14 protein-coding genes and 1 pseudogene are annotated in these 13,071 nt (G+C 33.8%); 6 read left to right on the forward strand and 9 right to left on the reverse strand.

Annotation, left to right across the window (positions count from 1 at the left end; translation table 11 throughout):
* Window positions 1-6 precede the first annotated feature (6 nt).
* The 6 genes from ACLGLP_RS00095 to ACLGLP_RS00120 form a co-directional block, all read right to left on the reverse strand.
* Entirely contained in the window at window positions 7-681 is a 675-nt protein-coding gene (locus tag ACLGLP_RS00095) for a HesA/MoeB/ThiF family protein (protein ID WP_492113745.1), read from the reverse strand.
* 12 nt (window positions 682-693) lie between these two features.
* Entirely contained in the window at window positions 694-915 is a 222-nt protein-coding gene (locus tag ACLGLP_RS00100) for a MoaD/ThiS family protein (protein WP_492112917.1), read from the reverse strand.
* 5 nt (window positions 916-920) lie between these two features.
* Window positions 921-2,720: an aldehyde ferredoxin oxidoreductase family protein gene (locus ACLGLP_RS00105; protein ID WP_492112918.1), complete on the reverse strand. Its 1,800-nt coding sequence runs from the start codon at window positions 2,718-2,720 to the stop codon at window positions 921-923.
* Between the two features lie 104 nt (window positions 2,721-2,824).
* Entirely contained in the window at window positions 2,825-3,805 is a 981-nt protein-coding gene (locus tag ACLGLP_RS00110) for a thioredoxin family protein (protein ID WP_492112919.1), read from the reverse strand.
* A gap of 270 nt (window positions 3,806-4,075) precedes the next feature.
* Window positions 4,076-4,258 carry a hypothetical protein gene (locus ACLGLP_RS00115; RefSeq protein ID WP_492112920.1) on the reverse strand — a complete coding sequence of 61 codons (183 nt, stop codon included), beginning with the start codon at window positions 4,256-4,258 and terminating at the stop codon, window positions 4,076-4,078.
* Entirely contained in the window at window positions 4,245-4,406 is a 162-nt protein-coding gene (locus ACLGLP_RS00120; protein ID WP_492113746.1) for a DUF2283 domain-containing protein, read from the reverse strand. Before ACLGLP_RS00120 ends, ACLGLP_RS00115 begins: the two co-directional genes overlap by 14 nt.
* 149 nt (window positions 4,407-4,555) lie before the next feature.
* On the opposite strand from ACLGLP_RS00120, the gene ACLGLP_RS00125 reads away from it, so the two are divergent.
* From ACLGLP_RS00125 to ACLGLP_RS00140, 4 genes are read left to right on the forward strand one after another with little or no spacing between them, the layout of a single operon-like run.
* Window positions 4,556-5,203: an HAD family hydrolase gene (locus ACLGLP_RS00125; protein ID WP_492112921.1), complete on the forward strand. Its 648-nt coding sequence runs from the start codon at window positions 4,556-4,558 to the stop codon at window positions 5,201-5,203.
* A gap of 22 nt (window positions 5,204-5,225) precedes the next feature.
* Window positions 5,226-6,149: an AAA family ATPase gene (locus ACLGLP_RS00130; RefSeq protein WP_492112922.1), complete on the forward strand. Its 924-nt coding sequence runs from the start codon at window positions 5,226-5,228 to the stop codon at window positions 6,147-6,149.
* 41 nt (window positions 6,150-6,190) lie between these two features.
* The gene (locus ACLGLP_RS00135) at window positions 6,191-7,021 is read left to right on the forward strand and encodes a DUF58 domain-containing protein (RefSeq protein ID WP_492112923.1); all 831 of its coding nucleotides are present in this window, start codon (window positions 6,191-6,193) and stop codon (window positions 7,019-7,021) included.
* A complete protein-coding gene (locus ACLGLP_RS00140; RefSeq protein ID WP_492112924.1) occupies window positions 6,999-8,798 on the forward strand; it encodes a transglutaminase TgpA family protein in 1,800 nt (599 codons plus the stop codon). Before ACLGLP_RS00135 ends, ACLGLP_RS00140 begins: the two co-directional genes overlap by 23 nt.
* Before the next feature lie 224 nt (window positions 8,799-9,022).
* On the opposite strand, the gene ACLGLP_RS00145 is transcribed toward ACLGLP_RS00140, so the two are convergent.
* Genes ACLGLP_RS00145 through ACLGLP_RS00155 form a run of 3 tightly spaced genes read right to left on the reverse strand, consistent with a single transcriptional unit; the run spans window position 9,023 to window position 10,275 of the window.
* Window positions 9,023-9,157, reverse strand: coding sequence for a hypothetical protein (locus tag ACLGLP_RS00145; protein WP_492112925.1), 135 nt, complete (start codon window positions 9,155-9,157; stop codon window positions 9,023-9,025).
* A 34-nt stretch (window positions 9,158-9,191) separates the two neighbouring features.
* Window positions 9,192-9,422: a hypothetical protein gene (locus ACLGLP_RS00150; protein ID WP_492112926.1), complete on the reverse strand. Its 231-nt coding sequence runs from the start codon at window positions 9,420-9,422 to the stop codon at window positions 9,192-9,194.
* A gap of 13 nt (window positions 9,423-9,435) precedes the next feature.
* Window positions 9,436-10,275 carry a molybdate ABC transporter substrate-binding protein gene (locus ACLGLP_RS00155; RefSeq protein ID WP_492112927.1) on the reverse strand — a complete coding sequence of 280 codons (840 nt, stop codon included), beginning with the start codon at window positions 10,273-10,275 and terminating at the stop codon, window positions 9,436-9,438.
* Between the two features lie 174 nt (window positions 10,276-10,449).
* On the opposite strand from ACLGLP_RS00155, the gene ACLGLP_RS00160 reads away from it, so the two are divergent.
* Together ACLGLP_RS00160 and ACLGLP_RS00165 are read left to right on the forward strand one after the other, a co-directional pair.
* Window positions 10,450-11,184 carry a FeoA domain-containing protein gene (locus tag ACLGLP_RS00160; RefSeq protein ID WP_492112928.1) on the forward strand — a complete coding sequence of 245 codons (735 nt, stop codon included), beginning with the start codon at window positions 10,450-10,452 and terminating at the stop codon, window positions 11,182-11,184.
* A 69-nt stretch (window positions 11,185-11,253) separates the two neighbouring features.
* Window positions 11,254-13,071 (forward strand): annotated as a pseudogene (locus ACLGLP_RS00165) (TonB-dependent receptor plug domain-containing protein).

The raw sequence follows: 13,071 nt of genomic DNA on the forward strand, positions 1-13,071 counted from the left end.
CAAAATTTATAATTCTATTTTCTGATACTCCTGAGATAAAAGATCTATAAAAAGAATTTTTTTTCTTAAAGTAGGATCTTTTTTGAGTATAATCTTTATAGTTTCTGCAACCTGAATCCCTGCAATGACAGCAGGAGTAAAAGAAGAAGTTCCGAGCTCTTTCTCTATACCTTCTTTTTTGTTTTTATATATAAAAGAAATTGTTTTATCACCAGGGAACACAGAACTAACTTGACCAAACCATCCAGCAACTGCACCGTGAACTAAAGGAATTCCTAAATCCTCACAAATTTTTTCAAGAAGAAGTTTGGTCAGAATATCATCTACAGCATCTATAACTACATCATGACCTTTTAAAATTTCAAATCCATTTTCTTCTGTTATCCTTTCCAGAAAAAGGTTGACCTTTGTTTCAGGATTTACAAGCTTTAGTCTTTCTTTAGCAGATAACACCTTATATTTTCCTATGGTTTTAACTGTAGCATAAAGCTGTCTGTTGAGATTGGTTTCTTCAAAAGTTTCATGATCTACAACCGAAATAAATCCAACTCCTATTCTTGCAAGCATTTCTACAACATAGCACCCAAGACCTCCACACCCTACAATAGCTACTTTAGCTCTGGCAAGGACTTCCTGTTCATGCGGATTTATCGTCTTCTGATTTCTTAAATACCTTATAATCTGCTTCACAAATTAACCTCCCCCAATAGGGGGAAATATAGCTACTATATCTCCATCAGAAAGAGTTTCATCAAGAGCTTTATCCTTTCCGTTTACAAGAAAGATGGAAACTCTATTTTCAGGTATGTTGAGAATTCTTAAAAGCTTTCTTCCCGTAAGATTTTCACTAAATTCTATATTTATTTCCTTCCCTTTCCCTTCTCTTAAATTGGCAAAGAGTTTTACCTTTATCATGAATTTTAAATTATGCCGAGATTCTTGAGCGTTTCCTCTTTAGGATAACCTTTCTCATCCCAGCCTCTTACTTGATAGTATTGAGGTAAAAGCTCTGAAAGTTTGTGCACAGCCCCTTTAGAAGGACCTTCTGGAATAGGCTCCTCAAGAATTCTTTTGGGTAAAGTATCTTGAGAAGGATCTATTCCTGCCTTTAGATTAAAAAGCCTTTCCAAATTATAAATTCTTTCTCCAGCTTTAAGAAGGGTTTCCTCTGTGTAATCTGCTCCACATATAGCATTTACAAGTTCTGTATAGTCTTTAAGTGTAAGAGCAAAGGAGGTAAATAGGCACATCCCAATGGAGTCTATAACAGCAGTTAAATCCTGAAAAAGTTTTGCCCATTTTGCTTTCCCTTCAAGAGAAAATCTGTCAAGTTTTTGAGGAATACCAAGTATTTCAGCTGAAATTAGATAACCTCTTACATGGCATCCACCTCTGTTTGAGGTTGCATAGGCAAGTCCGTGTCCTTGAACTCCTCTCGGATCATAAGCAGGAAGTTCTTGCTTTTTTACAGACATAGACAGCTCAGGAACCCCATAAAGTTCGCAAAGTCTATAAGATCCTTCTGCAAGTTTATCCCCGAAACCTTCTCTCTTTCCAATTTTTATTGTCCATCCCACTATGGCTTCAGGATCTCCGAATTTCAAAGATAAACCATCTTTAGCTATATCTTCATCTTTTATATAACCTCTTTGATAAAGTTCCATTGCTGAAGCTATAGTTGCTCCTGCTGAAATAGTGTCTATACCATATTCATTGCACCAAAAATTTGCTTCAGCTATAGCCTCAAGGTCATACACTTCACAATCTGCTCCAAAGGCCCATACAGTTTCATATTCAGGACCACCTATTTCCTTTCCCTTAATCCTTACCACTCTTCCACAGGCAATAGGACACCTGAAACAAGCATGCTTTTTGGTTAAAATGGTCTGTGCCATTGTTTCTCCACTTATTTTATCAGCATGCGGAGTATAAGCCTTTTGGAAATTTGCTACAGGAAAGATTCCATGTTCATTTATTATATTCACCAAAATAGCTGTTCCATATGCAGGTAATCCTTCACCAGTAACTGGATTTTCACGAAGGATTTTTATCTTTTCTGCCACAACATCTTTTACCTTTGCTTCGTCAGCTACTTTTACTCCTTTTGTTCCTCTAACCACAACAGCTTTCACATTTTTAGACCCCATAACTGCACCAACCCCTGACCTTCCCGCAGCTCTGTCATAATCATTTATAACTGCTGCAAATCTTACAAGTTTTTCTCCTCCGGGTCCTATACACAAAACTTTGGCTTTATCTCCATATTCAGCTTTCAAAGTTTCTGTTGTTTCAGAAACAAGTTTTCCCCAAAGATGAGAAGCATCTTTAATCTCAATTTTTTCGTCTTCTATAGCTATATAAACAGGACTCTCTGCTCTTCCTTCAAGAATTATCATATCATATCCTGCAGATTTCAATTCTGCGCCAAAAAATCCTCCTGAATTGGAAGAAGCAATCGTACCTGTTAAAGGTGATTTGGTAACAACCATATATCTTCCACCTGTAGGAGCAGAAGTTCCGGTGAGAGTTCCTGCTGCAATTATTAACTTATTCTCTGGACTTAAAGGATCAACCTGAGGATCTATCTCTTCATAGAGATATTTACTTGCAAGTCCCCTTCCTCCAAGATACTCTTTTGCCCAATTAAAGTTTAGGTTCTCTACTTTTATGCTTTTATTTTTCAAATCAATTCTTAAAATCTTTCCTGCATAACCACCCATAATAAACCTCCTAAATATTTTTGGTTACTAAAATTTATATATTAGAAAAATTTTTAAAATTAGTCAAGAAAAAACAAATTATTTTGTAGTAAAAAATAAAAACTCTAATGAATTTGTGCTCTCTTTTTTATACTTTCTATAGCTTCTTTACCAATTTCTTTTACAATGAGAGTTTCATTTTCTATTGCCTTTTCAATCTCTGAAACGATTTCGGGAGTCCCAATTAATCCGAGCAAATAAAGAATATCTCCCTTATCTCTTTCATCTTTAGCATTTTTAAGCATTCCCATCAATTGAAATAAAATTTTCTCAGGAATCTTTCTCTTTTCAGCCATTTCTTCAAGCACTCTCATAACACCAATTCTTGTAAAAAGTTCATCCGCTTCTAAAAGTTCTATTAAAGCATAAAAACACTTTTCATCTTTCCCACAAAGTTCAATAACCTTTTCTGCCTGAGCCTGCTTAAGTAAATTCTTTAAGACCTCTTTATCATAAGTTGCTTTTCCAGCTTTTTCGATAAAACTAAGTAAATTCTTTTTTGCCTCATCTCCTACAAGAAAATACTCCTCATTGATTACAACTGTAGGAGAAGCAGTAACTTTATATTTTTGAGAAAGTTCAGGATAAAGTGTTGCATCAATAATAAAGGTTTTTAATAAATTTTGAGCAATACTTAATTGATTTATCTTATCTACAACTGCGGGACAAAATGGGCAAAAGGGAGTTATAAAAACCTTAATCTCAACAAAAGCAGTTAGTTCTTTTATCTTTGAAGTCTCATCCTCATTGAGAAAACTTTTCTTCTCTGAGATCGCTTTTAACGCATTTAAAAAGGGCTCCCACTCAAGTCTTTCAGGAACTGCCATATAATAAATCTTTATTTTCTCTTCTTTATCCGTTAACTTCAAAGCCGGATAAGCCGGAATTTCCTCATATCTTACTTCTATTTTTAAAGGAAGATACTTTGTTAAATTATTGAGAAACTCCTCTAATTGTGGAAGAGATTTATTTGAAATTGCTTCGTTTATTAAAAAAATCTTTAGATTTTCCACTTTAATATCTTTAAGATCCTTTTCTTTAATCATTTTTAATTAGAAAACCTCTTAAGCTATTTTTTCACAAAGATTAATAGTTTTTTCACATATTTCAAGCTCTTTTATAAAGGGAGGGGTGATTTGCTGAGCATTGGAATTTCCTTGTAGAACAAAAATCATACTCCATATAGCATCTCTGCATGAGAAAGTATTTCAGATGCAACTTTACCAATTTTACTACAAAATCTGGATGCTCAAGATGAACAACTTTTTTATATACCTCTTCAGCTAAAAAGTCATCAAGCCATGGATTAATTTTCTTTATGGCATGAATAAAGCGCCTTTTGATAATGACATCTCTGTAGGATTCTCTCCCCCATTTTCTGGGTTTAATTCTGAGCCGTGTATATAATCATAGCCAAGCTCTTTCAACCAGTTTATAGCTGGCTGTTCAACGAGATAATCTTCAGTAAGCTGGGCTGTCAATTCTTCATTTAAGCTCATTTTTTGAAGCTTCAAGAATAGTTATGCCAACCAGTTCGTTATCCTTATACCTTAATAAAATTCCCTCTTCTGTCATAATCGTTTCCGTAGCTCTTTGAGGTCTTTTGAAGCTAATATAGAGAACATCTTCCTTTTCATCATAATCAATCCATAATTTTTTGAGGTAATTTTAATTAACCAATTTTTTCTTAAACAAGTAACAGTTTCATAGTATTGGAAATTCAGAAAAAAGTATAATATTTTTTATAGTGCTCAAAAGTGAAGCTTAGAAAAATTAGTGTTGAAATGTATTGAAGTATGCTGGATAAAATAAAAATTATCTCTTTTGATATGGACGGAACACTTGTTCCAACTGATTTTGTAAATGCTGTCTGGTTAGAGGGAATACCCTCTCTTTACGCTGAAAAGCACAACATAAGCTTTGAAAAAGCTTATGAAATTGTAACCAGAGCCTACGATGAGGTAGGAGAACATAGAATAGAATGGTATTACTTAGACTACTGGATTAAGCGTTTTGAACTCAATATAACAAAAGAAGAGCTTTTTAATAAATATAGAGATAAAGTAAAAATTTACAAAGATGCGGAAGAAGCTATTAAATCTCTTAGCACTCGTTATAAACTTATAATTTGCTCCAATGCAGAAAAAGATTTTATCTTATTTCAACTAAACCCACTTCTACCCTTATTTCATCGTGTGTTTTCTGCAACCTCAGATTTTAAGGAAGTTAAAAAATCAAGAGAATTTTACGGAAGAATCTGCGACTTACTTAAAGTTAAACCGGAAGAGATTGTCCATATAGGAGATCATCCCATCTTTGACTATTTTAATCCTCGTGAAATCGGAATAAAAGCGTTCTTGTTAAACAGAAATCAACACAACCTTGAGCTTAACATTTCAGCATTAAGGAATTTAAAAGAATTTCTTAATCTTTTAAATAGCTAAAAGAAAACATTAAAATATAAATATGGGTTTTAAGCTTGACATAGATACTTTAATTAATTACTTTTCCAATTATCTTCACGGAAAGACAAAAGCTTTAAAACTTTCTATTATTGCCTTATTAGCAGATGGACACCTTCTTATTGAAGATCTTCCCGGAGTAGGAAAAACTACTCTTGCCCTTGCACTTGCAAGGTGTTTCGGACTTGATTTTGCAAGAATACAGGCAACCTCAGACCTTCTTCCCTCAGATATTACAGGTGTTTCCATATACAACAAAAACACAGGTGAATTTGAATTTCGTCCTGGTCCCATTTTTAAAAACATTGTTCTTGTAGACGAAATAAATCGTGCAACCCCAAAAACCCAAAGTGCTCTTTTAGAAGCTATGGGAGAAAAACAAGTTACGGTGGAAGGGAAAACCTACAGTCTTCCTCAACCCTTTTTTGTAATAGCAACCCAAAATCCAATAGAAATTTACGGAACCTTTCCCCTTCCAGAAGCTCAGCTTGATAGATTTATTATGAAAATTTCCATAGGATACCCTCCGAGATCTGCTGAAAAAGAAATTCTAAAAGAGGGAAGTAAAAGAGAGGAGTTGCATAAAGTTAAGCCTTTTATTTCAAGAGAAGAACTAATTTCCATTCAGAGTGAAGTAAAGAAAATTTATCTTTCAGATAAAATCGCAGACTATATTCTGGACATAGTTGAAGCCACAAGAAAAAGCAAATACCTTTATGCAGGACTTTCAACAAGAGGCGCTCTTGCTATAGTTGCTACAGCTAAAGCTAATGCTTATCTTAATAAAAGAGATTATGTTATACCAGAAGATATAAAAGAACTTGCAGAATTTGTTATTACTCATAGAGTTATATTTAAAGAAGAATACGAAGGAAGCAAAAGGGAGATAATAAAATCTTTGGTAGAAAGCATAAAAACTCCAGTTTAGTCAAATTAACGAAAGCTGGCTGGCTTTACATAGCAGTAACTTTGGCTCTCGGGATTGCCTCTGTAAATACACAAAATAATCTTCTTTATCTCATTACTTCTGCATTTTTAAGTTTTATGTTTCTTGCAGGTGTTTTTGGGAAAAGAAATGTAGAGGCTCTTGATTTAGAAATCTCCTTCCCAGAAGAGATGTATGCCAATAAAGAAGCTTTTATAAAAATAACTCTATTAAATAAAAAAAGATTTTTCCCAGCTTTCTTAATTCGGATTTTAATAAAAGATTTTAACATTTCTTATCTATTTCCGTATTTTGAAAAGGAAGTCTCTACTATATTAAAGATAAAACCTGAAAAAAGGGGATTACATAACTTAAAAGAAGTCTACATTATCTCTGTTTTCCCTTTTAATTTTTTCGTAAGATGGAAAAAGCTTTCTAAAAACATTTTTTATACGGTCTTTCCTGAGCCAAAAAAAATCAATCTTCTTTCCTACAAAGACAAAAAAGGAAAAGGAGAATTAGATACAGAAAAACCCGGATTTGAAGGAGATATACTTTCTATAAAAGATTATGTAGAAGGCATTCCTGCAAAATACATACACTGGAAGGCCACTGCAAAAACCGATAAACTTAAAGTAAAAGAACTTTCAGAACTCGCTAATCAGCCTGTAATTATAGAATTTGAAAAGATAAAAATTCCTGATATAGAGCTAAAACTGAGTTATCTTACTTACCTGATAATTGAATTAATAAAGCAAGGAAAGCCTGTAGGACTAAAAATAAAAGAAAAATTTTACAAGCCCGATTTATCTTATAAACACAAATTAACTTTACTTACAGAACTTGCCCTTTATGAAGAAAGAAAAGACCTATAAAATTGAAACCGCAGTTAAGTTTTTTACCTATTTTGCAGGACTTCTTTCTTTCATCATTCTTTTTAAAAAAATTACCTTCTCCTTTTACTTCCTTGCTTTAATCATTTTTTTCAGCTCTATTTATTTAGAATATAAAAAAATTTACATAAATCGCACACTTATCAATGTTTTTGCCATTTTTATAGTAATACTTAAGTTTTACAATGTAAATCTGGAAAACATCCTTCAGCCAGCGCTTGAAGTTCTGCTAATTCTTCTTTCCTTAAAGTTTCTTGAAGAAAAAAAATTTAGAGACTATATGCAGATCTATCTTATTTCTGTTCTTATCTTTGCAGGAAGTAGTTTAATCTCTTTTGGCATAACCTTTTTAGTATATCTTTTTCTTTACATCGTTATTTTAAACATTTCCATAATCCTTCTAACCTACCATTCTCAGGATAAAGAAATCACGCTTCCTAAAAAAATAATTGCAAAATTATTTTTAAAAACGAGTCTCATACCCCTTTTAGCTATTCCTTCTACAGTTTTCTTTTTTATTATTCTTCCAAGAACAGACTTTCCTATTTTTGGATTTTTAAACAAAGAAGCAAGAGCAAAAACAGGTTTTTCAGAAAATGTAAGATTGGGGGAGGTTTCAGAAATACAAGAAAATAATGCTGTAGTCTTTAGGGTAAAAATGAAAAGATTAAAAGATGACTTTTTATACTGGAGAGGAATAACCTTTGATTTTTTCAACGGAAAAACCTGGATGGCTGCTAAACATAAGAGGTCAGAAAATAAACTAATTTTAAAAGGGATTCCCTTTATTCAAATTATATACTTAGAACCCTATGGAGATAGATATCTATTTGGACTTGACATACCTTATAAGATTGATTATCAGTTAGGCTTTAAAACTCCTGTAAGTTTTACTGATTTTACCTTTATTTTACCTTTTCCTGTGGTATCAAGAATCAAATATAAAGTTCTTTCAGTTTTAACAGATACAATACCTGAAAAAGAAATAGACAAAAATATGTATTTACAGGTTCCTAAAAATCTTTCTCCAAAAATAAAAGACTTAGCTGAAACCTTAAAAGCTTCCTCAAAAGAGAAAACCGCTGAAAAAATTTTAAAATTTTTGAAATATGGAGAGTACAAATATTCTTTAAAGGATCTTCCTGTTTCTCAAAATCCGCTGGAAGATTTTTTATTTAAATATAAACAAGGAAATTGCGAGTACTTTGCCTCTTCAATGGCAATTTTATTAAGACTAAATGAAATACCAGCAAGGCTTGTTGCGGGATATAAGGGTGGAATTTACAATGAAGTGGGTGGATATTACCTTGTGCGAGAAAGCAATGCCCATGTTTGGGTTGAAGCTTTCATTGAAGGCAAAGGATGGGTAAGATATGACCCTACCCCTCTCTCAATCTATCCACTTAAAAGCCAAAAAGGGGTTTCCAAACTTGAATACATTCTTGAGACTATAAATTACTACTACATAAATTTTGTCCTCAATTACGATCTAAAAAAACAGATATCTCTTTTTAAAAGTTTTACTAAAATTGCTAAAATACCCGAGCTTAAAAATTTTGAAAATAAAAAATTTCTAAGCTACTTTCTGAGTGTAATTCTTTTAATAAGTGTTTTGAGTGTGTTACTATTTAAATATTTTTTAGCTATAAAAAAGCTAAAACCTGAAGAAAAATTGGTAAAAGAGTTTTTAATGATTTTAGAAAGAAAAGGTTATAAAAAAAGTGAAAGCGAGGGCTGGAAGAATTTATTTTCAAAATAAAAGATGAAAATCTAAAAAATGAAGCTTTAAAATTTGTCAAGGTTTTTGAAAATCTCTATTATAAAGATAAACCCTTTACAAAAGAAGAAATTGAAAAATTAGAAAAGATTTTAAATAAATTGAAAAATCTTTAATCCGTTTTTTCTTTGGTTTTCTTTTCAGACTCAGAAAAGCTTTTAGAGGGAAGAAGAGGCTCTCCTTTTAATTTTTTTTCATTGATTTCTTTAACAGTAAATTTTATCATTTATTCTTAATCCAGCCTTATAGGCTGTTGAGTTTTCATGAACATACCAAACAGTTGGTTTTTCATCAAGAACAAATCTTTCACTCAACAATTTTACATCTTCTTCTTTATACATGGTTTTGTCATGCAATTCAAATCCATAAACAGGTTTAAATTTTTTTACAAAAGGGACTTGCTCCAGTTATAAGACTATACCAGACATTGTTTAGTCTTTCCCTTCTTTCAAAATATGTAAAAAGTGCTATTTTTCTTTGTTTTAATCTTTCTGCCTCTATTGCTTCTTTGGGAAGCTTAGGAACTTCTTTTAAGGTAGGAGCACAACCAGATATTAAGATTATCAAAAGCAAAAAAATTAATTTTAATTTTATTTTTTTAGCCACAGCTCTTTTATTTCTAAGAGGGAGTAAAATGCGGCACGAATCCATATTTAGCATAAATACCTTGAGCCTTAGGTGTCTTTATAAACTCTAAGAATTTTTTAGCAGCTTCAGGATGGGGAGCATTAGTAAGCATTGCTATGTAGTAATTTACTTTGTCTCTCTGATCAAGCTCTTCTCCTACTTCAATCATTTCAACAGGTAATCCCTGTTTTTGAGCATATATTACCTCAGTTGCCCACACAGGTCCTACATCAACGGTTCCTTTAACAATTCTCAGAGGAGTCTCTCTATGATGAACCAAAGTAAAAATGGTGGTAGCTTCTGCCCTTTTTTCTTCCATAATTCTGTGCACAAGTTCTTCACCTCCAGCTTTCCTATACATTTCCACAATATAGCGGGTTATATCTTCTAAAGGCCCTGGTTGAGAAATTCTAATATCATCTCTTGCAAGATCTTTTACGCTTTTTATTCCCTTTGGATTGCCCTTGGGAACCATCAATACAATTCGGTTATGAAGGTAAATAAAATAGTCTTTAACAAGTCCTCTTTTTAATAATTCCTGCATTGCTGATTCGCTAACTGCTGTATAAACATCAGGAGTAACTCTGATTTCTATATCTCCAAAACGGGCTCCTCCTGCAAGAATTTGTTTAAGTTCAAGACCTGGAGGAAGAGTCTCATAAAAAATCTTTTTAATTTCTGGATATTCTTTTTGGAAGGCTTCAAGCAATTCTTCCATTACCATGAATTGATTCCCAGCCATAAAAAGTATCAAATCTGCTTCATTAAGATATTCCAAATTATGCAAATCTTCCTTATAATTTATAGGTATTTCAGGAAGTTCTGCACTCATTTTGCTCCCTCCTCCCCCTTTTATTTTATTTAAATTCTTTTATCAAATGTGTCAATCCTATCCAACTACTTTCTCGTAAGTGGAAGAAATCTGCCACTTACGAGACTCCTTGACAAAAAAATTTTTTTTGATAATATTGAAATTCAAATTCAATTACAAAAAGGAGGTGTGGTGATGGCTGATGTAAAACCTTTAAAAGATTGGATGAGAAGTGGATACACTAAGTTTAAGGTAGTAAAAATTGAAGGAGGAGCGGATTTAAAAAAGTATTTAAAAGAATTGGGCATTGAAGAGGGAAAGGAGGTTCTTTTAGAATCCCCCCTTACCCATGAACATCGGGGTCCGCTGGCAGTAGAGGTGGAAGGAAAAGAGGTAATTTTGGCTCAGGGGATTGCTACCAAAGTGCTTGTGGAAGTAAATGGTAAGCAGAAGCGACTTCTGGAATTAGAAGCTGGTGACAGTGGAACGATTAGGGGTTTTGAAGCTGGGAAAGAACTAAAGGATGGGCTTGAAAAGCTGGGTTTAAAAGAGGGATTAAATGTGAAGGTTAAGGGACATGTGGCAGAAGAGACTTATTCTATTGAGGCCAATGGACGACAAATTGAATTTTGCACAGGAGAGGCATCAAAATTGTTAGTAAAAGTTGGAGATAACATTTTACAACTTTGCCAGCTTGAGGCAGGAACTGAAGGTGAACTGATAGATATTATTAGCGGAATTGAATTAGAGGAAAGGCTTAAGGAGAGTGGAGTTGAAAGGGGTAAAATAATCAAACTGGTTTCAAGAGTTGCTACCTCTGGGCCAGCCAAACACCAGGGCTGCATTTATTATCTGACTGTAGAATCAGGGGCTCTTGTTTCCATAGGGCATGGTATGGCTGAAAAAATCATGCTTACTCCAGTGAAATAAATATAAGAGTGGTCCCCCATCGTAGGGGGACCCATGAATTAGAAGCTATTTGTTGCAGGAGGTAAGAAAATGGGAAAGTTTAAGTTTTTCCAATTGACCTTCGGAATCTTAGTTGCAGGGGTAGCTGGTTTTTCTGGGTTAAGTTTTGCCCAAGAGGATTTTAATTTAGAACGGGTTATAGTTACTGCTACGAAAACTGAGCATACCCTTGGTGATGTGCCAGTTTCAGCAGAGGTAATTACAAAAGAGGAATTGGAAAGACGAGGGGTTAAAACTGTTCAGGATGCCTTGGAATTAATTAGTGGAATTAGGGTAAGAAAAAATGTAAATCACTGGGGTGATAAAGGTAAAGTGGAGATTTATGGATTGGAAGAGAGGCATACCTTAATTTTAGTTGATGGGCAGAGGGTTTTAGGAGGGCATGCTGATGCTGTTGACTTACAGCAGATTTCAACAGCAATGGTAGAAAGAATTGAGATTGTAAAAGGACCTGCCTCAGCTCTTTATGGAAGTGATGCTGTAGGTGGAGTAATTAATATTATTACCAAATCCGCACCAAAAAAGCCCACTGTTTTTGCTTCTACCTCCTTTGGTACCCGTGACACACAAATTTATGAAGCAGGGGGTGGAGCTAAACTGGGTAAGCTCGGAGGTTTTCTCAATTATACTTACAGAAGATCAGATGGTGTTCATAAAGAAACAGATGAATATTGGGAAGATATATTGCAGGGGACCATCCAGTATGAATTTACACCGAGATCTAAATTAATGCTAAAACCCTATTTTTCTGTACAAAAAATGAGGGAAAGTGATCGCAAACAGGAAAGATATGGGTTAAATTCTATTTGGGAATGGACTCCTGACGAGTTATCCAAGTTAAAATTAAGGGGTTCCTGGTTCAATTATAAACATTGGACTGAAGACCATGCGTCAAACTGGCATACTGATTCTTATGAAGCTGAAATAGATTATACCCGTCTGATTATGAATAGACACACTTTAACTCTTGGCTATCAATACTGGAAAGAAGATATAGATGATAGAGGAAAGAGGTACAGTGCAGATCAGGAAACCAACAGTTTCTACATTCAGGATGAGATAGATTTTTCTCCTTTTGTATTTGTTTTGGGAGTAAGAGTTGACGACCATGATAGATGGGGAACAGAAACAAACCCCAAATTTAGTGTTCTTTATAAAGCCACAGAGAACCTTAAATTAAGGGCATCTGTAGGAAGAGCATTTAAAGGTCCGTCTTTGGTGAAATTATACGGTGAAGGATGGAGAATGGGACCCTATATTGTGCATGCCAATCCAGACCTTGCCCTAGAAAAATCCTGGGGTTATTAGGTAGGCTTAGAATATAAATTCTCAAAGAAGCTTTTAGCCAGACTTACTCTCTTCAGAAACGATATTGATGACCTTATAGATTATAAAATAGTGAGAAAAAGACCTCGTCCTCCTTGGGACCTTTACTGGGTGAATATAGGAAAAGCCCGCACTCAGGGAATAGAATTTGACTTAATGAGTTATCCAATCAAAAATCTGACTGCAAATTTGGGTTATACCTATTTAGATACAGAGGATAAGACAACAGGTAAAGAATTAACTTATAAACCAAGGCACAAATTGACCTTATATTTAGCTTACAAAATTCCGGAAATTGATGGGGAGGCAGTTTTTGAAACTGAGTATATAGGCAGAAGATATGACAGCAATTATGAAAGATTGGGAGGATACACTATATGCAATCTTGCTTTAAAAAAGAATATTGGGAAATATGCTCAGATTTTTGCCCGGATAGATAATATATTTAACAAAAAAAATGTTCCTGATGAGTATGACATAGATGGAACTGAATTTTTGGGTGGCTTAAAAGTAGAATTCTAA

The organism is Caldimicrobium sp. SLHALR3 (assembly GCF_058692735.1).

Coding starts and splice junctions, on each gene's coding strand:
- ACLGLP_RS00100 (WP_492112917.1), bottom strand. CDS start 915: ATGATAAAGGTAAAACTCTTTGCCAATTTAAGAGAAGGGAAAGGGAAG.
- ACLGLP_RS00105 (WP_492112918.1), bottom strand. CDS start 2,720: ATGGGTGGTTATGCAGGAAAGATTTTAAGAATTGATTTGAAAAATAAA.
- ACLGLP_RS00110 (WP_492112919.1), bottom strand. CDS start 3,805: ATGATTAAAGAAAAGGATCTTAAAGATATTAAAGTGGAAAATCTAAAG.
- ACLGLP_RS00115 (WP_492112920.1), bottom strand. CDS start 4,258: ATGAGCTTAAATGAAGAATTGACAGCCCAGCTTACTGAAGATTATCTC.
- ACLGLP_RS00125 (WP_492112921.1), top strand. CDS start 4,556: ATGCTGGATAAAATAAAAATTATCTCTTTTGATATGGACGGAACACTT.
- ACLGLP_RS00130 (WP_492112922.1), top strand. CDS start 5,226: ATGGGTTTTAAGCTTGACATAGATACTTTAATTAATTACTTTTCCAAT.
- ACLGLP_RS00140 (WP_492112924.1), top strand. CDS start 6,999: ATGAAGAAAGAAAAGACCTATAAAATTGAAACCGCAGTTAAGTTTTTT.
- ACLGLP_RS00145 (WP_492112925.1), bottom strand. CDS start 9,157: ATGTATAAAGAAGAAGATGTAAAATTGTTGAGTGAAAGATTTGTTCTT.
- ACLGLP_RS00155 (WP_492112927.1), bottom strand. CDS start 10,275: ATGAGTGCAGAACTTCCTGAAATACCTATAAATTATAAGGAAGATTTG.
- ACLGLP_RS00160 (WP_492112928.1), top strand. CDS start 10,450: ATGGCTGATGTAAAACCTTTAAAAGATTGGATGAGAAGTGGATACACT.